A 19868-nucleotide genomic window follows, 5' to 3' on the forward strand; every position below is an offset into this window, starting at 1 on the left:
GCGAAAGCTGGCCCCTTTGCTTTTCTTTGCCTTCACCCGCCCGCGACTTTGGGCTACGTCCGCCCGATGGCATGGGGCGAGCATCAGATGGGACAGGCATGGTAGCCCTCTCGTCCTCAGCGGTAGCATTGATCGGCGCGATCCTGGCGCTCTGGCTCGCCGTCGCGGTGTGGGCGGTGCATACGGGCCTGGGCATGCGCAGGCATGGCGCTCAGGCGCGTGCGCAGATGGAGCGCATCGCCAACCTCCTGCATTCCGCTCCCGCGATTCCCGTCCTCGTCCGCGCAGATGGCCGCGTGGAGGCGCCTGACCGGCTGGGCCGTTGGCTGGGGCTTGATCGCGCGCCTGCCTATCTGTCCGAATTGACCGCGCCTGATGGCGGGCTGACCCCGGAGGATGCCGACCTTCTGGCGAAGGATGTCGTCGCCGCGCAGAAAGCCGGGAAAAGCTTCGTGCGGCCAGTCCGCGCCCAGGGTTCAGAGCGGTCCCTGCTGGTGAAGGGCGGGCCGGGAGGACCGGGCACCGCCGCGCCGGACGGCGTGATCCTGTGGGTGTTCGACGCGACCGAGAGCCAGTCGGAGATCGGCGCGCTGCAGGAGGAGCGCGACCATCTGCGCGCCGCGCTCGAATCGCTCTCCGGCTTGATCGAGGCCGCGCCGATGCCGACCTGGCACCGCAATGGCGATTTCCGGCTGACCCTCGTCAACAGCGCCTATGTAGAGGCGGTCGATGCGCGCTCCGCCAATCAGGTGATCGGCGATGGGATCGAACTGGTCGAAGCGCTGGATGGCCAGTCGCCCAAGGATGCGGCTGCGCTCGCGCTCGCCTCCGGCAAGCCGCTTGCCCGCATGGTGCCGGCCACCATCAACGGCGAACGGCGAATGATGCGCGTCATCGATATTCCGCTTGGCAATGCCGGCGTCGCGGGGTTCGCCATCGACGTGCATGAGCTGGATCAGGCCCGCGCGGAAACCCGCAGGCTGGCGGAGGCCCAGCGCGACCTGCTGGATCGCCTCTCCGCCGGCGTCGCCCAGTTCGGCGCAGATCGCTCGCTGCGCTTCTGGAATCAGCCCTTCACCAGCCTCTTTGCCCTGCAGCCCGAACATCTGGCCGAAGCGCCGGAGTTTGAGCGCGTGCTTGACCGCATGCGGGAGGCCGGGCGCGTGCCGGAACATCGCGACTTCCCGGCATGGCGCGCGGAACGCCGCGACTGGTTCCTCTCGCCGGAAGCGCGAGAGGAGAATTGGCTGCTCGCCGATGGCACGCATTTGCGCGTCTTTGCCCAGCCTCTGCCCGATGGCGGCCTGCTCACGATCTTTGAGGATCGCACCGAGCATGTGCAGCTTTCCAGCGCCCGCGACACGCTTCTGCGAGTCCGTACCGCGACATTCGACAATCTGTTCGAGGCGATTGGCGTATTCTCCTCCGATGGCCGCCTCCATATGTGGAACAACCGGTTCCGGCGCATCTGGGACATGGAGGAGGCGATGCTGGCGGGGCACCCCCGCATCGACGTGCTGATGCAGAAGGTAGCCAGCCGCCTTATCAAGCCGCATCAGGCCAGCCTGGTCCGTGAGCTTGTCCGCGCCGCCACTGTTGAGCGCAAGCAGCGCGGCGGACGGGTCGCCTTCGCCGACGGCCGCATATTTGATTTCGCCGCCATTCCTCTGCCGGACGGCAATGCGCTTTTCACCATGCTGGATGTGACGGACAGCCGCAGGGTCGAGCAGATATTGCGTGACCGGAATGAGGCGCTGGAGGAGGCCGACAAGCTCAAGACCGCATTCCTCTCGACGATGAGCTATGAACTGCGCACGCCGCTGACGTCGATCACTGGCTTTGCGGAGATGATGCAGGCGGGATATGCGGGCGAGCTTCCGCCCGCCGCCCGCGACTATACCGACGCCATCATGCAGAGCACCGGGCGGCTGCAAGTGTTGATCGACAATCTGCTCGACCTCACGCAAGGGGAGGCGGGCAATCTCCCGCTCGACAAGAAACCGATAGATCTCGCTACGCTTGCGGCCGAGGCGATGGCGCGAGTCCGCCCCGATGCGGAGGCGAAGGCGATTGACCTTGCGGTGGAATTGAAACCTTCGCTCGGTCAGGTGACCGGAGACGCCCGCCGCATCGGTCAGGCACTGGACCGCCTTCTGGAAAATGCCGTCCGCTATTCGCCGGAGGGCGGCCGGGTGCTTCTGCATGGCGACGGGCGGGAAAAGACTGCGCGCCTCGTCGTGTCGGACAACGGCCCCGGCATGGACGCCAAGGCGCAGGCCCGCGCCTTTGACCGGTTCAGCCGCGCCAATCGCGCGCGCAAGGGCGAGGCGCTTGGTCTTGGCCTGCCGCTCGCCAAGCAGATGGTGGAGGCGCATGGCGGCACGCTCACCCTCCTGTCCGAAGTGGGGCAGGGTACGGTCGTGACCATGGAACTGCCGCGTGGCTGACACGTTGTTCGCGCCGGACGAAAGCGCGATGCACGCCATCGGCGCTGCCTTGGCCGCGCGCATCCGGCCCGGCGATGTGATCGGCCTGTCCGGCGGCCTTGGCGCGGGAAAGACGACCCTGACGCGCGGGCTGCTGTCCGCGCTTGGCCTTGCCGGAGAAGCGCCAAGCCCCAGCTTCGCCATTGTTCAGCCCTATGATCCGCCGCTGGTGCGCATGCCGGTCGCCCATGTCGATCTCTACCGCATCGATGAGCCTGAGGATGTTGAGGAACTGGGGCTTGACGAATATCTGGAGGATGGCGCGCTGGTCATCGAATGGCCCGGCCGTATGGGAAACCGGATATGGCCGGACGCCTTGTTGCTCGACATCGCTGTGGAGCCGGATGGCGCGCGGCGCTTGACAGCTACGGTGCCGTTCGCTTGGAGGGACAGATGGCCCCCCTTATGACTCCGCCCGCTGCCGCGCCCGCCTTTCTCGCCAGCGCCGGTTGGGGCAATGCGCATATCCTGCCGCTTGCCGGCGACGCCTCTTTCCGCCGCTATTTCCGCATTGTGGAGGAAGGGCGGCAGGCGGTTCTGATGGATGCGCCGCCGCCGCATGAGGACCCGCGGCCATTCCTCGCCATTGCCGATCACCTGATCGGTCAGGGATTCGCCGCGCCGCAGATATTGGCGCGCGATCTGGATCAGGGCCTCGTGCTGCTGGAGGATTTCGGCGACATCCGCGTGCGCGAATATCTCGATGCCTCTCCGCATGAGGAACTGGCGGTCTATGAGCGCGCCGTGACCTTGCTTGCGGACCTGCACCGCCTCCCGCCCGCGGACCTTCCGCCCTATGATCGGGCGGTCTATCAGCGGGAAACGGCGCTGCTCACGGAATGGTATTGCCCGGCGGTGGGTCTGACCGTGGATGAACCGGGCTATATAGCGGCGTGGGACGCGGTGCTGCCGGTCGTTGAGGAGGATGACGCGCCGAAGGTGACGGTGCTGCGCGATTATCATGCCGAGAATATCATGCTCATCCCAGGGCACGAACAGTCGCGCGGCCTTGGCCTTCTCGATTTCCAGGATGCGCTGATCGGACATCCTGCCTACGACCTTGTGTCGCTGCTTCAGGACGCCCGCCGCGATGTGCCGATTGAGGTGGAGGCGGAGATGCTGTCCTATTACAAGCGGATCGCCGGACCGAAGGGCGATTTCGACGCCGCCTATGCCGTGCTGGGCGCGCAGCGCAACGCGAAGATCATCGGCATCTTCACCCGCCTGTGGCAGCGCGACGGAAAGCCGCGCTATCTCTCCTTCCTGCCGCGCATGTGGTCGTTGCTGGAACGCGATCTCGCCCATCCCGCGCTGGCGCCTGTCGCGCAATGGTTTGCAGCGAATATCCCCGCGGACAAGCGCCATGACGCCCTTGCCGGACATGCGCCTGCATGAGCACCCGGATCAGGACGGCGATGCTGATGGCCGCCGGCCTTGGCAAGCGCATGCGGCCGCTGACCGCGACCCGGCCCAAGCCGCTGCTGAAGGTGGCGGGCAAGGCGCTGATCGATCATGCGCTGGACCGTCTGGAGGCGGGCGGCATCGAGCGGGTTGTGGTCAACGTCCATTATCTGGCCGACACGGTGGAGGCGCATCTCAGGACCCGCAAAGGGGCGATGACCATCCTTGTCTCGGACGAGCGCAAGGAACTGCTCGAAACCGGCGGTGGCTTGATGAAGGCGAAGGAATTGCTGGGGGACGAACCCTTTCTCTGCGCCAATAGCGACAATCTGTGGATAGACGGTCCGCGCGACAGCATCGCCACGCTTGCGGCCCATTGGAACGATGCGCGCATGGACGCGCTGCTGCTTGTCGTGCCGCACGCGCGCGCCAACTGCCATTCTGGGCCGGGCGATTTCCACATGGACGCCACAGGCCGCCTTTCGCGCAGAAAGCCGGGGCATATTGCGCCTTTCGTGTTCACGGGCGTCCAGATCCTTTCGCCCCGGCTGCTGAAAGATCCGCCGTCGGCCGCCTTCTCCACCAATATCTTCTGGAACCGCGCCATTGCCGAAGGGCGCGCCTATGGCGTCTCGCATCAGGGTCTCTGGTTCGACGTCGGCACGCCGCAGGCGATCCCCGTGGTCGAAGATGTGCTGGCCCATGCCTGAAAAGGCCGTGGAAAGCCGTGGCTGACCGGGCGCGCCCCGCAGTCTATACGATCCCGGCGCACCGGTCCTTTGCCGATGCCCTTGCCGCCGGTCTTATCGCCCAGTTTGGCGGCAGCGTTGAGGGCTTGGCGCGGGGCATCATTCTCCTGCCCAATAACCGCGCCGTCCGGTCGATCAGCGATGCATTCGTCCGGCGCTCTGAAAAGGGCCTGCTGCTTCCCCGTCTGGTGCCGGTTGGAGACCCGGAGCTGGGCGAGCGTCTGGGCAGCGCCCTCGACCCCATAGGCGCGGGCGCGGATATTCCGCCCGCCTGCCCACCGATGCTTCGCCAGATGATCCTCGCCCGGCTGGTGCAAAGGGCGCGCACACAGGCGGGACAGCCGGTGGAGGCCGGGGAAGCCATGCGTCTGGGTCAGGCGCTTGGCGCGGCGCTCGATCAACTGCTCGTCGAGGATATTCCCCTTACGCGCCTCTATGACCTTCAAGTCGCGGGAGACCTGTCTACCCATTGGCAAAAATCGCTCGATCTGTTCTCGCTGCTCATGGAGCAATGGCCCCGTGAACTCGCGCGGCTGGGCTTCATCGACATGGCCGACCGGCGCAACCGGCTGCTGGCGCATATCGCGGCCAGGTGGAAAGATGCGCCACCGCCGGCTTTTGTGGTCGCGGCGGGCATTTCCGCCACGGCCCCCGCCATTGCGGCGTTGCTCCGCACAGTCTCCCGTATGGAACGGGGGCAGGTCGTCCTTGCCGAACTCGACCAGCATATGACGGCGGAGGAATGGGACGCCATCGGCCCCTTCGAACCCGATCCCGTCACGGGACGCCGCCGCCGGGCGCACGAAACCCATCCGCAATTCGCGCAGAAGCTGTTGCTTGATCGTATGGGGATAGCGCGGGAGGAAGTCGCCCTGTGGCGCTGGGGCGGGGGGCATGACGCCCGCGCGGTGCGCAGCCGGAATATCTCCAACGCCATGCTCGTGCCCCGGCTTACGACGAAGTGGCGCGACCTTCAGACCGCCGACCGCTCGCTTGGCGGGGTCGAAGCGCTGGAGGCCGCCACGCCGGCGGAGGAGGCGCAAGCCATCGCCATCGCCTTGCGGCAGGCGCTGGAGACTCCCGGCCGCACCGCAGCGCTTGTCACGCCCGACCGGGCGCTCGCTACCCGTGTCGTCGCGCACCTCGACCGTTGGGGGATTCAGGCGGACGACAGCGCCGGGCAGCCGCTTTCGCAGGTTCCCGCCGGAACCCTGCTCCTCGCGTTGGCGGAGGCGGCGGCGGAGCGTTTCGCTCCGGTCGCGCTCCTCACCCTGCTCAAACATCCGCTGGTCATGTGGGGGGAGGGACGTCTGGCGTGGCTGGAGCATGTCAGACGCCTCGACCTGCTGCTGCGCGGTCCGCGCCCGCCTGCTGGTCTTGCCGGTCTCGATGCCCTGATGGCGCCACGCGCGAATGACCGGCAACGCCGCCTGCGGGCGGAGGTCGCGGAATGGTGGCCAGCCGCGCGCGCCTTGCTCGCTGCTCTGGAACGCGCCTTCAATGCGTCCGATGGCCTTGCTGGGCTGTTCGACGCCCTGCGCGAAACCGCGGGCGCCATCACCCATGATCGCGTCTGGGCCGGGCATCAGGGCCATGCCGCCGCCGAACTGTTCGCGGAGATAGAGGCCGCCGCCATAGAGGGACCGCGCGACGCCGACGGCCGATCCTTCCCCGCTTTGCTTGAGCGTTTGTTGGAGGGCGTTGCGATCCGCCCGCCGCAGGGCGGCCACCCCCGCATTGCCATCTTCGGCCTGATTGAAGCGCGGCTCCAGCAGGCCGACCTCATGATCCTCTCCGGCCTGAACGAAGGCACATGGCCCGCGCTTCCCGCGCCAGATCCCTGGCTGGCCCCGCGCATCCGGCAGGAGCTTGGGCTTCCGGGTCTGGAAAGACGCATCGGCCTTTCGGCGCACGACTTCGCCAGCGGTCTCGGCGCGCCGCATGTGCTGATCACGCGCTCCCGCCGGGACGCCAGCGCACCGGCCGTCGCCTCGCGCTTCTGGCTGCGGCTGAAGGCGATGGCCGGTCCGCAATGGAAGGACGCGCAGCGGTTCGCTGACCTTGACGATCCGGGGGAGCGCAAGCCAGCGTCCCAGCCCGCGCCGTCACCGCCCCAGGACTTGCGTCCCCGCGACATCGCGGTGACGGATCTGGACCGGTTGAAGGCTGATCCCTACGCCTTTTATGCGCGCAAGATCCTGGGCCTTTCCATGCTCGACCAGATCGATGCCGACCCCAGCGCCGCCTGGCGCGGCACGGCCGTTCACGCCATCCTGGAAAAATGGGCGGAGGAGGATGGGGGTGATCCGGCGAAGCTGGAACAGCGCGCTATCGCTCTGCTCCGCAGCGCTGACGCTCACCCACTGATGCGCGCCCTGTGGCAACCGCGCTTGCTGGAGGCGGTGCGCTGGATCGCCGCCGAAATCGCGGCGGACAAGGCGGCAGGGCGCGAGATTAAGCTGGTCGAGGAACAGGGGCGGGCGGAAATCGCCGGTATTCTGTTGAAGGGCACCGCCGACCGCATCGATATCCTGCCCGGCGGCGCCATCGCCATTGTCGATTACAAGACCGGCAAACCGCCAAGCGCCAAGATGGTGAAGGCGGGCTACGCCATGCAACTGGGGCTGCTGGGCCTCATCGCCGAGCATGGCGGGTTCGAAGCGCTGGGGCAGGGGCGCATCGCTGGCGAGTTTGAATATTGGTCGCTGGCCAAAAAGGGCGACAGTTTCGGTTATCGCGAACGGCCCGCCGATGCCGAAGGCAAGCGCGACAAGATCCGCACCGATGAATTTACCTCTGCAGCGCTCGATGATTTTACGCAGGCGGCGGCGCGCTGGTTGACGGGCGGCGAACCTTTCACAGCCAAGCTGAACCCGGAAATTCCCACCTACACGGACTATGATCAGCTTATGCGGCTTGAGGAATGGTATGGGCGAGGGGAGGCCGATGTCTAGACCCAGCCCACTCCAGCCGCTCGCCGGCGATCAGGCGCTCGCATCCGGCCCGGATGCCCATGTCTGGCTGTCGGCGTCCGCGGGAACCGGCAAGACCCATGTGCTGACGGCGCGCGTCTACCGCCTGTTGCTGGGCGGCGTGCCGCCGGAGAACATCCTTTGCCTCACCTTCACCAAGGCTGGCGCGGCGGAGATGGCGGAACGCATCCACAATCGCCTCGCCCAATGGGTGCAGATGGACGAGGCGGCGCTGTTCGCTGATCTGGAGGCGCTGGGCGAGGACTCCGGCCCATCCGCCCGTGAGAAGGCCCGCCGCCTCTTTGCGGAAGTGCTGGAGGCGACCGGGGGCGGCCTGCGCATCCAGACGATCCACAGCTTCTGCCAGCAACTGCTGGCCGCCTTCCCGCTTGAGGCTGATCTGGTCCCCGGTTTTCGCCCCCTGGAGGAACGCGAGCGGATGCTCCTCGCCCGGCAGGCGCTGGCCGACATGATCGTTGAGGCCGAGGCGCGGGACGACACGCCGTTGATCGAAGGGCTTCAGGCCCTCAGCCTGCGGCTGGGCGAAGGCGCCGCCGAAAATTTCCTGATGCGCTGCGCCCGGCGGCAGGATGCCATGCAGAACCTGCCCGCCGATTTACGGGGCTGGCTGTTCCAGACGCTGGACCTGCCCGAAGGCGACATAGAGGCGCATATCGCCGAAAGCTGTTCCGACGATGCGTTCGACATGGCCGCCCTGTCCCGCATCGCCGCCGCCAATGCCGCCTGGGGCACGGCGACCGGCATCGGGTTTGCCGAACGGATCGGGACGTGGCGTGGAGCGGACACCATGTCCCGCGCAAAGCTGCTTGAAGACCTCAAGGGGGTTTTCCTCACCGGCAAGGATGAACCGCGCAAGGCGTCCGCCAAGCAGTTCGCCGCCGAACCGGCCTATGCCGATCTCGCCGCGCGTCTCGGCGCGCGCTGCGCCGAACTGGTCGGATTGCGCATCCGCGCCGCCTATGCCGCAATGCTGGGGCAGGCCCTCCATGCGGGACGCGCCTATGCGGGGGCTTATGCGGAAGCGAAGCGCCATGCCGGAGCGGTGGATTTCGACGACCTGATCGCCCGCGCCGCCGCGCTTCTCCTTGAACCCGGCATGGGCGACTGGATACGCTACAAGCTCGACCAGCGCACTGACCATATTCTGGTCGATGAGGCGCAGGACACCAATAATCTGCAATGGCAGATCGTCAGTTCTTTGGCCTCCGAGTTTTTTGCCAAAGAGGTCACCCAAGACGAACCTCTCAATCGCACCATATTCACCGTTGGTGATTTCAAACAGGCGATCTTCGGCTTTCAGGGCACAAGCCCGCTTTCGTTCGAAGCAGCCAAGATGCTCTTCCATCGTTATGCCAAAGAAGCCAAACACGATTTCCACGACCTTTCCCTGGATCGCAGCTTTCGCTCGACGCCGGCGGTGCTCGATGTTGTGGACGCAACCCTCGATGTGCTGACGAAGGAGGGGCTTGGTCTCCCCGATGTTCCGTCCCGACATGTCAGCGCCAACCGCTATCCCGGCGAAGTCATGCTGTGGAAGCCCGTCGCGGCAGGCCCCATCGCGGAGGAGGAAGCCGAAGGCGCGGAAGACTGGCTCGCTGATCAGGAACGCGCGCTGGCCGCAAAGATCGCCACGCAGATCGCGCAATGGCTGCGCGACGGCGTGATGCTGGAAAGCAAGGGGCGTCCCGTCGGCCCCGGCGACATCATGATCCTGGTCCGCCGCCGCAGCGACCTTGCCCGCCTCATCGTCGCGCGTCTTTATGAGGAGCGGGTCAATGTCGCGGGCATCGACCGCCTGCGCCTCAACGCGCCGCTCGCCGTGCGCGACCTGCTGGCCGCCCTGCGCTTTGCCGTGCAGCCGGAGGATGACCTCAACCTCGCCAACCTGCTGGTCTCTCCGCTGATAGGCTGGAGCCAGGACGATCTTCTCGCCCGCGCTGCGCCGCGCAGGGATGGACTGTGGACCTATTTGCGCGCGACCCTGGGCGAAGGCCCGCTGCTTGACCCGCTGCGCGCCTTGCTGGGACAGGCGGACCTGATGACGCCCTATCGCTATTTGGAGCGCATTCTCTCCGGTCCCATGCAGGGCCGCCGGAAACTGCTCCACCGGCTGGGGGCGGAGGCGGCCGATCCCATCGAGGAACTGCTGAACGCCGCCCTTGCATTCGAAAGCGACGGGCAGCCTTCGCTGCAGCGCTTCATCGACTGGTTCGACCGGGGAGAGGTCGATATCGTCCGTGACGCCGCCGCGCAGGGGGATGCCGTCCGCCTGCTGACGGTCCATGGCGCCAAGGGACTGCAGGCCCCCATCGTCATCCTCGCCGACGCCGCGCATGACCCGGAGGCCGGTAATCGCAGCGATGCGCTGGAGTGGGAGGGTCTACCGCTCATATCGCCGCGCAAGGCCGAACGCGCTGGCCCGATCGGGGCCGCCGCCGAAACGGCCGCACGGGACGACCGGCAGGAACATGGCCGGTTGCTCTATGTCGCCCTGACCCGCGCCGAGGAGAAACTGGTCGTCACCGGCTCGCTCGGTCCCCGCTGCAAGGGCCTGGTGCCGGAGACGAGCTGGTTTTCCGCCGTCGACCGGGCCATGCAGGGCCTTAGCGCGGATTGGGATGCCGATCCTCTCTGGGGCGCCGTCCGCTACTGGCGGGGCAGGGAGGCACTGCCGCCCCACAAACCGGAGCCGAAGGAAAGCGTTACACGTCAGGACATGGCGGAACCCGCTTGGCTGCGAACTCCCGCACCGGTCGAGGCCCGCCCGCCGCGTCCGCTTGCCCCTTCCGCGCCGGTGGACGACGACACGCCCGATCCTCCGCCCAGCCCGGCCATGCGCGCTGCGGCGGATCGGGGCAAATGGCTCCACGCCCTGTTTGAACGGCTTCCGGCCATCGCCCCTGCTGATCGGCGCGCGGCGGCGGACCGCTGGCTGGAATCCGTCGCGCGCCTTGCGGACCCGGACGACCGTTCGCGTATTATCGATCATGCCCTGGGCATCATAGAGGAACCGCGCTTCGCCGCGCTGTTTTCGCCCGAAGCGCTGGCCGAAGCCCCGATCGCCGCCGTGGTGGGGGAGGATGTGATCGCGGGCACGGTCGACCGGCTCTGTATCGGCCCGGACAGCATTCAGGTCGTTGATTTCAAGACCGGCGGCCGCTTCCCCGAAACGGCGGAGGGCGTGCCCGTTCCCCACTTGCGTCAGATGGCCGCCTATGTCGCCGCGCTGGAGGCGATTTTCCCCGGCCGGACGGTGGAGGCGGCCTTGCTCTACACCGCTGGACCGGCGCTGATCGGCCTGCCGCCGGCGGTGTTGACGCCCCACAAGCCAGGCTTCTCGCCTGAGCAGCACAATTTGTGAGTTCAGCCGTTGAGGCCGGTGCCTCGCCGCACTAGATAGCGATCCAACAAAGGAGACAGTTCATGGCTACCAAGGCGATTTCCGACAGCAGCTTTCAGGCCGACGTACTTGATGCGTCCGGCCCGGTGCTTGTCGATTTCTGGGCGGAATGGTGCGGCCCCTGTAAGATGATCGGCCCCGCTCTGGAGGAGATTTCCGAGGAGCTGGGTGAGCAGGTCACGATCGCGAAGATCAATATCGACGAAAATCCCGACGCGCCCAGCAAATATGGCGTGCGCGGCATTCCGACGATGATCCTGTTCAAGGGCGGCCAGGTCGCCGCGACCAAGGTCGGCGCTGCGCCCAAGAGCCAGCTTAAGGGCTGGCTACAGGGCGAACTCTGATCCTGTCGCTCCAGGGCGCCTATGTCAGCGGTATCATCACCGTTCCGGCATAGGCGCCCCGGCTTTTCAGCCGTTCATACCATGCCCTGACATTCGGCAGGTCCGGCCGCTCGAAATCGAGCGTAAAGAAGGTGTGGGCATAGACGCCCATGGGGATATCGCCGATCCCGAACGCCGCGCCGGACAGCCAGTCCGCGTCAGTCAGCGCATCCTCCACCCGTTGCATCATGCGGCCTGCATTCTCGGCGGAACGCGCAATCGCGGCCTTGTCCCGTTCCGCTTCGGGCCGGCGCACCAGGTTCAGGAAGGCGTCTCTTTGCGCATCGGCAAAGCTGAACTGCCAGTCCATCCATTTGTCCGCCCTCGCGCGCTCTGCCGGATCGGCGGGCCAGAAACGCGCTCCGCCGTGGCGCGCGGCCATGTAGCGCAGGATGGCGTTCGACTCCCACAGCACCAGCCCATCCTCCTCGATGGTCGGGACAAGGGCGTTGGGATTGAGCTTCAGATAGGCGGGCGACATGCCGAATTGCCCGCCCATATCATGGCGGACATGGGCGATGCCCAACTCCTGCGCGAACCATGCGACCTTCTTCACATTATGGGAATTTAACCGGCCCCAAAGCGTCAGCATGCCCGAACCCTAAATGACAAAGGCCTTGGCCGCCTTTTCCCACAATCGGGGGGAGGATGCGCCGATCAGGCCCGATTTTCCGTCGCCGACCACATAGTCCGACCCGTCCCGCCGCGCGAGCCTGCCGCCCGATTCATTGAGCAGCAGGGCGCCCGCAACATGGTCCCACGGGTGAGAGCGCTCGAACAGGGCGACGTCATTCTGGCCAAGCGCCAGCCGGGGATATTGTTCGGCGGCGCAGCGGGGAATATCCACCAGCGTAAAACTGGCCTCCGCCTTTCTGCCGATTTCCGCCTTCTGTTCGGCGGACAGGAAATAGACGGGCAGGGCGACGATCGGCAGGGCTGCGCCGCTTTCCCGTGCGGAAAACCGCTCCCCGTCGATAAACGCGCCGCCCCCGGCAAGGGCATGGCACATCCGCCCATCCAGCGGATCGAATATCCATCCCGCCTGCGGCACGCCATTGTCGGTAAGGCCCACCATGATGCCGAAGGGCGGTTTCCCGGCGGCGAAGTTCCCGGTCCCGTCGATCGGATCAATGATCCATTTGAGGCCCTGACCCGCACCGTCCAGGATGGAAGGGTCAGCAGCGCTGGCTTCCTCGCCGATCATCCCCGCTTCGGGCAGGATGCGGGACAACCCTTCGACCAGCGCGATCTCGCTTTCCTTGTCGGCGATGGTGACGAAATCGTCCGCCGCCTTTTCGCTGATCTCCTCCGCCGTCAGATTTTGATAGCGCGGGAGGACGATCTCGGCGGCGACCTTCTCGATCAGTTCCGCGACCGGGCGGTAAAGTGCGTGCATCGCGTCAGCTCCGGTAATCGGCGTTGATGGATATATAGCCGTGCGTCAGGTCGCAGGTCCAAACCGTCGCCCGTCCGTCGCCCAGGCCCAGGTCGACGCCGACGCTGATCTCCTGTCCTTTCAGATGGGCGGCGACGGGGGCTTCTTCATAGCCCTCGACTGCCAGGCCGTCCTTCGCCACCTGCGTCGCGCCGAACCGGATCGCCAGCCGGTCGCGTTCCGCCGGTTCGCCCGCCTTGCCCACCGCCATCACGACGCGGCCCCAATTGGCGTCCTCGCCCGCTATGGCGGTCTTGACCAAAGGCGAGTTGGCGATCGACAGGGCGATCCTGTGCGCGCTGGCGTCGCTTTCCGCTCCCTCTACCGTCACGGCGATGAATTTCGACGCGCCTTCGCCATCGCGCACGACCAGATGCGCGAGCTGACGGCAGACATCCGACAAGGCGGCGGCGAAAGCGTCCGCCCCGCTACTGTCGAAGGACGCCAGCGGCGCATTGCCCGCCTTGCCGGTCGCAAAGGCGAGCACTGTGTCGCTGGTCGACGTATCGCTGTCCACCGTGATGCAGGAGAAGCTTGTCCGGTTCGCCGCCGAAAGCATCTGCTGCAGGAAGCCAGGCTCCACCGCTGCGTCGGTAAAGATATAGCCCAGCATCGTCGCCATATCCGGCGCGATCATGCCCGAACCCTTGATGATGCCAACCAGATTGACCGTCCGGCCATCCACCACCGCGCTGGCCGTCGCCGCCTTGGCGAAAGTGTCGGTGGTCATGATCGTCGCGGCCGCGTCTTCCCATCCGCACGGCTTGGCGGCAAAGGCGGCGTCCAACCCGGCCTCGGCCTTGTCGATGGGCAGCGGCACGCCGATCACGCCGGTCGAGGAGATGAACACATCGCTCGGCAGGCAGGACAGATGGTTCGCGACCCGCGCGGCGATCGCCTCCACCGCCGCGCGCCCCCGATTGCCGGTAAAGGCGTTGGAGTTGCCCGCATTGACGACCAGCGCCCGCGCCTTGCCCAGCGGAAAGGCGTCCCGGCACCATTCGACTTCGGGGGAAGGGCATTTGCTCTGCGTCGTCACGCCCGCGACGGCCGTGCCAGCGTCCAGCTCCACATAGGTCAGGTCGCACCGGTCCCACGCCTTGTATCGCGCCTTCGCGACACGGAGCGTCACGCCCGCAATGGCCGGGAGGTCGGGGAATGTGGCGGGGGCGAGGGGTGAGCGTTCGGTCATGCGCGGGGATTAGCCGATATGGGGCGAGGGTCAATCGCCCGCATCGCGCCATCGCTGGATTTTGGCGCAGGATACGGCATAGCGTAGCTCCGGACAGGCAATGCGCGATCATCGACAGGGGGCGGCAATGAGCAAATATGTTGAAACAGCCACAGCCCTGCTGGCTATTCTCCTGGTTTCCCTGATGATTGTTCTCGCGGCCCAGACCGAAGGCGCACAGCAATGGAAAAAGCGTGTCGTGGGTGTATTCTTCGAAGATCTGGACGATATAGCGCCGGGTCCAGCGGTGCCTTCCCCATTTGGCGAAGGCATGGCCACATGGATATCCTCTGACGATTATCCAGCCGAGGCGCTGCGCAATCAGTGGGAGGGGACCAGCGCGATTGTTTGGACCGTAGATAAGCGCGGGCGCGTTACGGACTGCCATACGGTTAACAGCAGCGGGCATCGGGTACTCGACGAGGCGGCCTGCAATGCGATCACATTGCGCGGCCGCTTCACGCCCGCCCGTGATGCAAGCGGCCACCGGACCGAATATAGTATGCATCGCCGCATTGTTTGGCAGTTACCCGATTAACGCTGTCAATTGACTATCCCCCCGTGCGATCCTAAATCGCGGCGCATATCCGCATAGGGTCCGAAGGGGCCGCCCTGTGTTTCTCAATCGTCAGGAATTTGCATGTTCGGCGCACTCGCCAAGTCCATTTTCGGATCGTCCAATGAGCGGTACGTTAAATCGCTGGGCAAGCTGGTCGATAAGGTGGCCTCCTTCGAACCTGCAATCTCCGCGCTGTCCGACGAGGATCTGGTCGCGCAGACGGTGAAGTTCCGCGAACGTCTTGCCGCCGGCGAAACCCTGGACGACCTTCTGCCCGAAGCCTTCGCCACCGTCCGCGAGGCGGGCAAGCGCACCCTTGGCCAGCGCCATTATGACGTGCAGATGATCGGCGGCATTGTCCTGCATCGCGGCGAGATCGCAGAGATGCGCACCGGCGAAGGCAAGACGCTGGTCGCGACGCTCGCCACCTATCTCAACGCGCTGGAGGGGAAGGGCGTTCACGTCGTCACCGTGAACGACTATCTCGCCCGCCGCGACTGCGACTGGATGGGGCAGGTCTACCGCTTCCTCGGCCTCACCACCGGCGTCATCGTGCCGAACATGCGTGAGGAGGAGCGGCGCGAGGCGTATAACGCCGACATTACCTATGCGACGAACAACGAACTCGGCTTCGACTATCTGCGCGACAATATGAAATATGACCGCGCCCAGATGGTGCAGCGGCCCTTCAACTACGCCATCGTCGATGAGGTGGACTCGATCCTGATCGACGAAGCGCGCACGCCGCTGATCATTTCCGGCCCGACCGACGACAAGTCGGAACTCTATATCTCCGTCGATGGCATCGTGAAGCAGCTCACCGACGACGATTATGAGAAGGATGAGAAGCAGCGGAACATCACGCTGACGGAGGACGGCACCGAGAAGATCGAGCGCATGCTTGAAGCGGCCGGGCTGCTCGAAGGCGACAATCTCTACGATTTTGAGAACACCCAGGTCGTCCACCACGTCAATCAGGCGCTGCGCGCCGTCATGATGTTCCGCCGCGACATCGACTATATCGTCAAGGACGGCAAGGTCATCATCATTGACGAGTTCACCGGCCGCATGATGGACGGCCGCCGCTGGTCGGACGGTCTGCACCAGGCGGTCGAGGCCAAGGAAGGCGTGAATATCGAGCCGGAGAACCAGACGCTCGCCTCCATCACCTTCCAGAATTACTTCCGCATGTACCCGAAGCTGTCGGGCATGACCGGGACGGCCGCGACCGAAGCGACCGAATTCCACGAGATCTACAAGATGAACGTGGTCACCATCCCCACCAACAAGGCGGTGCAGCGGATCGACGAGGAAGACGAATTTTACAAGAACACCAATGACAAGTTCCGCGCCATCGCCAAGGCGATTGGTGAGAAGGCTAAGACCGGCCAGCCGGTTCTCGTGGGCACCGTGTCCATCGAGAAGTCGGAAATGCTGTCGGACTTCCTGAAAGAGGAGGGCGTCGCGCATGAGGTGCTGAACGCCCGCTTCCACGAACGCGAAGCGCATATCGTTGCGCAGGCGGGCCGCAAGGGCGCCGTCACCATCGCCACCAACATGGCGGGCCGCGGTACGGACATCCAGCTTGGCGGCAATCTGGAATTTCGCGTCGACGATGAACTCGCCGGCATGGCGGAGGGGCCGGAACGCGATGCGGCCGTCGAGCGCATCGCCGCGGAAATCAACGCCGAAAAGGCCGAGGTGCTCGCCGCCGGCGGCCTGTTCGTGCTTGGCACTGAGCGGCATGAAAGCCGCCGCATCGACAATCAGCTTCGTGGCCGGTCGGGCCGTCAGGGCGACCCTGGCTTGTCCCGCTTCTATCTCAGCCTGGACGATGACCTGCTGCGCATCTTCGGCCCGGACACGCTGTTCGCCCGCATGATGAATGCGAATATGGAGGATGGCGAGGCTATCGGCTCCAAATGGCTGTCCAAGGCGATCGAAACCGCCCAGCGCAAGGTTGAGGCGCGCAATTACGACATCCGCAAGCAGGTCGTCGAATATGACGACGTGATGAATGATCAGCGCAAGGTGATCTACGAACAGCGCAGCGACATCATGGATGCGGAGACCGTGGACGATGTCGTCGCCGACATGCGTATCGAGACGGTGAATGATATTGTCGGCGCCGCATGCCCTCCGGGCAGCTATCCCGAACAGTGGAATATCGCCGCGCTTGCCGAGCAGTCGCGCGAGATTCTAAGCATCGAGCCGGACCTTCAGGCCTGGCTGAACGAAGACGCCGTCGATCCGGAGATGATCGAGGAACGGCTTGCCGCGATGGCCGACGCGCATGTCGCGGAGAAAATGACTCAGATTGAGACCAACGACTGGCACATGGTCGAAAAGAGCATTCTGCTGCAGAGCCTCGACCATCACTGGAAGGAGCATCTTTCCACGCTCGACGCTCTGCGTCAGGTCGTCCACCTGCGCGCCTATGCGCAGAAAACGCCGATCAATGAGTATAAGCAGGAGGCGTTCGCCCTGTTCGAGCGGATGCTTTCCAACATCCGCGAGGATGTGACGCAGACCATCGGTCGCGTGCAGTTCCGCATGGAAGAACCCATGGACATGCCGGAGCTGCCGGTCCTACCGGACTTCATCACCACCCATATCGATCCGTTCACCGGCATGGATAATACCGATGACAGCGATGCCGGATCGCAAGGCGCGATCACGACGATGATCCCGACCCAGCGCCTTGCCGTCCCGGAAAATGGGGAGACGGTCGCCACTGGGGAAATCAGCCGCAACGCGCCATGCCCCTGCAGGTCGGGCAAGAAATACAAGCATTGTCACGGGGCGCTGGCCTGACCCCCGCGATCATGGACCATCCTGAGGCGCGTCCGGCGACAACGGCGGACTTGCCGGAGGTGCATGCGCTTATCGAAAGCGCCTATCGGGGAGACACCGCAAAGGCGGGTTGGACCCATGAGGCGGACCTGCTGGAAGGGCCGAGAACCAGTCTGGAGGCCCTGGAAGCGATCCTGGGCAATCCCGATGAACTGCTGCTGCTATTCCGGGACGGCTCCGCGATAATCGGCTGCGTCCACCTGACCCGGCTTTCCGCTACCTCGGCCTATTTCGGCCTCCTGACGGTCCAGCCGGGGCGGCAGAGCGGCGGCCTTGGCAAGCATATCATCGCCACGGCCGAGCGGGAGGCGATGCGCCGTTTCGGCGCAAGGACGATGGAATTGTCGGTCGTGTCGCAGCGGCCAGAGCTGATCGCTTATTATACCCGTCGCGGCTATATCGAGACCGGAGACATGAAGCCTTTCCCGATCCCTCTCGATCCGCCATTTTTTCTGGCGGTGATGCGCAAGCCCTTGGAGAATACTATCTAGAGCCGGTCCACACGCAGCCAGCCCGGATCGCCCATCCATAGCTTTTGCAGGGACTGCCGCGCCGCCGCTGCTTCCAGTTCATGCCCCTGCGCCTTCTCCGCTTCTGCAAGGCCATAGACCGCCCAGCCATTGGCGGGCGTCTGCGCCAGCGCCGTGCGGAACGCCTGCGCCGCTTCCTGCGGCTTGCCGTCACGCAGCAGCGCCGCGCCCAGGGACTGGCTCACCGGATAATACCAGTAGGGCGGCTCCTGATAGGGGATTTTCCCTTCCAGCACGATCGCTGCTCGATAATGGCCGGCCGCTTCCCCGTAGCGCCCCTGCGCAAACGCGAAGCGACCGCGCGCCACCGCTTCCGCCAGAGACAGCAGGTCCGGTGCGGGAACGCCCTGCGCAATCATGTCCGCAAAGGCGTCCGATGCGCGCAGTTTCGCCAGAGCGGATAGCTCCGCATCGAATGCCCGTCCGTTCCGCAACTGCGCATAGGCCACGGCGCGGGCATAATGCCGCATGGCGGTGGCATAGGGCAGCCGCGAGTCGGGTGCTGGCATCGCCAATATCTTCTTGGGCGGCGCGAACTGCGCCATCGCCAGGAAGGGCGCTGCATCGATCGCCTGTATCCACGCGATCTTCGCCGAGGTGGCGGGGTCCAGAACGGTGCGCAGCCTCTGCGCCTCCCGCACGGCGGTTCGCATGTCGCCGGTCATCTGCGCTGACATGACGATGAAATGGATATTGTGGGGGTAATAGCCATAGCGGACGAGGCCCCGGTCGCCCGTATCCCGGATGAACGCTTCATCCGCCCGCGCCGCCGCGACATTCACCCGCATGGAGTCGGCGTAACGGCCGCGAAGCTGATAGATATGCGCTGGCATATGGACCAGATGCCCCGCGCTGGGCACCGGAGCAGCGCTCAGCCGGTCGGCCGCCGCTTCGGCCCGCTTCGGATCGCCGCTATTCTCCATCAGATGCACGTAGAGATGCGCCGCCTGGGCATGGTCGGGATCGCGGGCCAGCACCTGTTCGATCAGGCGAACCGCTTCGCCCGACCGCCCGACAGGCGTTATCTTGTCCGCCTCCCAATAATTCCAGGGCGTGGTGTCCATCACCGCCTCCGCCGCAAGTACGGCGACGTCATCCTGATCCGGGTAAAGCTTTGCGACGTCGATCATCGCATCGGCATAGGCGCCGTCCAGCGCCGCCCGTTCCGCGCCCGGATCGCGGGAATAGCGCAGCGCCATCGCGGCGATCAGGGCCTGTTCGGCCGGGGACGCCTTTCCGCTCAGCCCCCTGGCGCGATCGATGGCGGCCAACGCCATATCCTTGTCCCGCTCGTCCATCGCCGCATTGATGTTCGGTCCCAGCGCCAGCGCCTCGCCCCACCAGCAAAGCGCGCAGCCGGGGTCGATCCGCTGCGCCTCGCGAAAGGATCGCACCGCCCCGGCATGGTTGAACCCGTAGGTCAGCATCAGTCCCTGATTGAAATAGGCGCGCGCCTGCACATTGTCCGTGCTTACCGGAAAGCGCGATACCCCCAGGTCGGGATAAAGCGGCATGGGCGCCGAAACGCCGCTCGCCGGTTCCACGGCCAACGCCGCGAGCATAAGGCGTTGGCGGAACGCCGCCTGACCCTTCCTGCTTCCACAGAGCGAGGAGGCTGCGCGGAGCGGGTCTAGCGCCGTCAGCGCCGCCTGAGAGAAATGCGCTTCACTGGCGAAACTGCCGGAAAGGAAGGCCGCAACGGCAAACAGGCTTGCATGAACTTTCCGCATCGCAATCCCCCCAAAGACGCTTGCAAGAAATATTCGTCGGCCCCGGCCGGAATATGGCGGGGGCGTTCGCGGGGGATGATATCACTCTCGCGGGATCAGGCCAAAGGCTTTCGCTGCA

At 65.3% G+C, this 19868-nt stretch carries 14 protein-coding genes; 10 read left to right on the forward strand and 4 right to left on the reverse strand.

Features of this window, described 5'->3' with window-relative positions; translation table 11 throughout:
• The first annotated feature begins 98 nt into the window (after positions 1–98).
• The 7 genes from KFK14_RS11655 (at position 99) to trxA (ending at position 11373) form a co-directional block, all read left to right on the forward strand.
• A complete protein-coding gene (locus KFK14_RS11655) occupies positions 99–2447 on the forward strand; it encodes a PAS domain-containing sensor histidine kinase (RefSeq protein WP_212610926.1) in 2349 nt (782 codons plus the stop codon).
• Positions 2440–2895: a tRNA (adenosine(37)-N6)-threonylcarbamoyltransferase complex ATPase subunit type 1 TsaE gene (tsaE, locus tag KFK14_RS11660; RefSeq protein ID WP_083276769.1), complete on the forward strand. Its 456-nt coding sequence runs from the start codon at positions 2440–2442 to the stop codon at positions 2893–2895. Before KFK14_RS11655 ends, tsaE begins: the two co-directional genes overlap by 8 nt.
• The gene (locus tag KFK14_RS11665) at positions 2892–3881 is read left to right on the forward strand and encodes an aminoglycoside phosphotransferase family protein (protein ID WP_212611128.1); all 990 of its coding nucleotides are present in this window, start codon (positions 2892–2894) and stop codon (positions 3879–3881) included. Before tsaE ends, KFK14_RS11665 begins: the two co-directional genes overlap by 4 nt.
• A complete protein-coding gene (locus KFK14_RS11670; RefSeq protein ID WP_246524998.1) occupies positions 3878–4597 on the forward strand; it encodes a nucleotidyltransferase family protein in 720 nt (239 codons plus the stop codon). The genes KFK14_RS11665 and KFK14_RS11670 overlap by 4 nt, the downstream gene beginning before the upstream one ends.
• Positions 4598–4614: 17 nt before the next feature.
• A complete protein-coding gene (gene addB / locus KFK14_RS11675) occupies positions 4615–7590 on the forward strand; it encodes a double-strand break repair protein AddB (RefSeq protein ID WP_212610927.1) in 2976 nt (991 codons plus the stop codon).
• On the forward strand, positions 7583–10990 hold the full coding sequence (gene addA / locus KFK14_RS11680; RefSeq protein ID WP_212610928.1) for a double-strand break repair helicase AddA: 3408 nt from the start codon (positions 7583–7585) through the stop codon (positions 10988–10990). Before addB ends, addA begins: the two co-directional genes overlap by 8 nt.
• A gap of 62 nt (positions 10991–11052) precedes the next feature.
• Positions 11053–11373 (forward strand): thioredoxin TrxA, encoded by a 321-nt coding sequence (gene trxA / locus KFK14_RS11685; RefSeq protein ID WP_070157351.1) that lies wholly within the window; start codon positions 11053–11055, stop codon positions 11371–11373.
• A gap of 19 nt (positions 11374–11392) precedes the next feature.
• Here the strand turns inward: trxA and KFK14_RS11690 are convergent, their stop codons facing one another.
• The 3 genes from KFK14_RS11690 to argJ are packed head-to-tail and all read right to left on the reverse strand — an operon-like array spanning position 11393 to position 14039.
• Positions 11393–12004, reverse strand: a complete 612-nt coding sequence (locus KFK14_RS11690) for a glutathione S-transferase family protein (RefSeq protein ID WP_070157348.1) — start codon at positions 12002–12004, stop codon at positions 11393–11395.
• Positions 12005–12013: 9 nt separating this feature from the next.
• Positions 12014–12808 (reverse strand): inositol monophosphatase family protein, encoded by a 795-nt coding sequence (locus KFK14_RS11695; protein WP_212610929.1) that lies wholly within the window; start codon positions 12806–12808, stop codon positions 12014–12016.
• 4 nt (positions 12809–12812) lie between these two features.
• Positions 12813–14039: a bifunctional glutamate N-acetyltransferase/amino-acid acetyltransferase ArgJ gene (gene argJ, locus KFK14_RS11700; protein ID WP_212610930.1), complete on the reverse strand. Its 1227-nt coding sequence runs from the start codon at positions 14037–14039 to the stop codon at positions 12813–12815.
• Positions 14040–14166: 127 nt separating this feature from the next.
• Here argJ and KFK14_RS11705 point away from each other — a divergent pair, with 127 nt between their 5' ends.
• The 3 genes from KFK14_RS11705 to KFK14_RS11715 all read left to right on the forward strand — a co-directional run bounded on the left by KFK14_RS11705 (position 14167) and on the right by KFK14_RS11715 (position 17981).
• Positions 14167–14616: an energy transducer TonB gene (locus tag KFK14_RS11705; RefSeq protein WP_212610931.1), complete on the forward strand. Its 450-nt coding sequence runs from the start codon at positions 14167–14169 to the stop codon at positions 14614–14616.
• Between the two features lie 102 nt (positions 14617–14718).
• Positions 14719–17451: a preprotein translocase subunit SecA gene (secA, locus tag KFK14_RS11710; RefSeq protein ID WP_212610932.1), complete on the forward strand. Its 2733-nt coding sequence runs from the start codon at positions 14719–14721 to the stop codon at positions 17449–17451.
• Positions 17430–17981: a GNAT family N-acetyltransferase gene (locus KFK14_RS11715; RefSeq protein WP_343227809.1), complete on the forward strand. Its 552-nt coding sequence runs from the start codon at positions 17430–17432 to the stop codon at positions 17979–17981. Before secA ends, KFK14_RS11715 begins: the two co-directional genes overlap by 22 nt.
• Here the strand turns inward: KFK14_RS11715 and KFK14_RS11720 are convergent.
• Complete coding sequence (locus tag KFK14_RS11720) at positions 17978–19750, reverse strand: tetratricopeptide repeat protein (protein WP_212610933.1); 1773 nt, start codon at positions 19748–19750, stop codon at positions 17978–17980. The genes KFK14_RS11715 and KFK14_RS11720 overlap by 4 nt on opposite strands.
• Positions 19751–19868: the final 118 nt, after the last annotated feature.

This window comes from Sphingobium phenoxybenzoativorans, assembly GCF_018286635.1.
Lineage (GTDB): Bacteria > Pseudomonadota > Alphaproteobacteria > Sphingomonadales > Sphingomonadaceae > Sphingobium > Sphingobium phenoxybenzoativorans.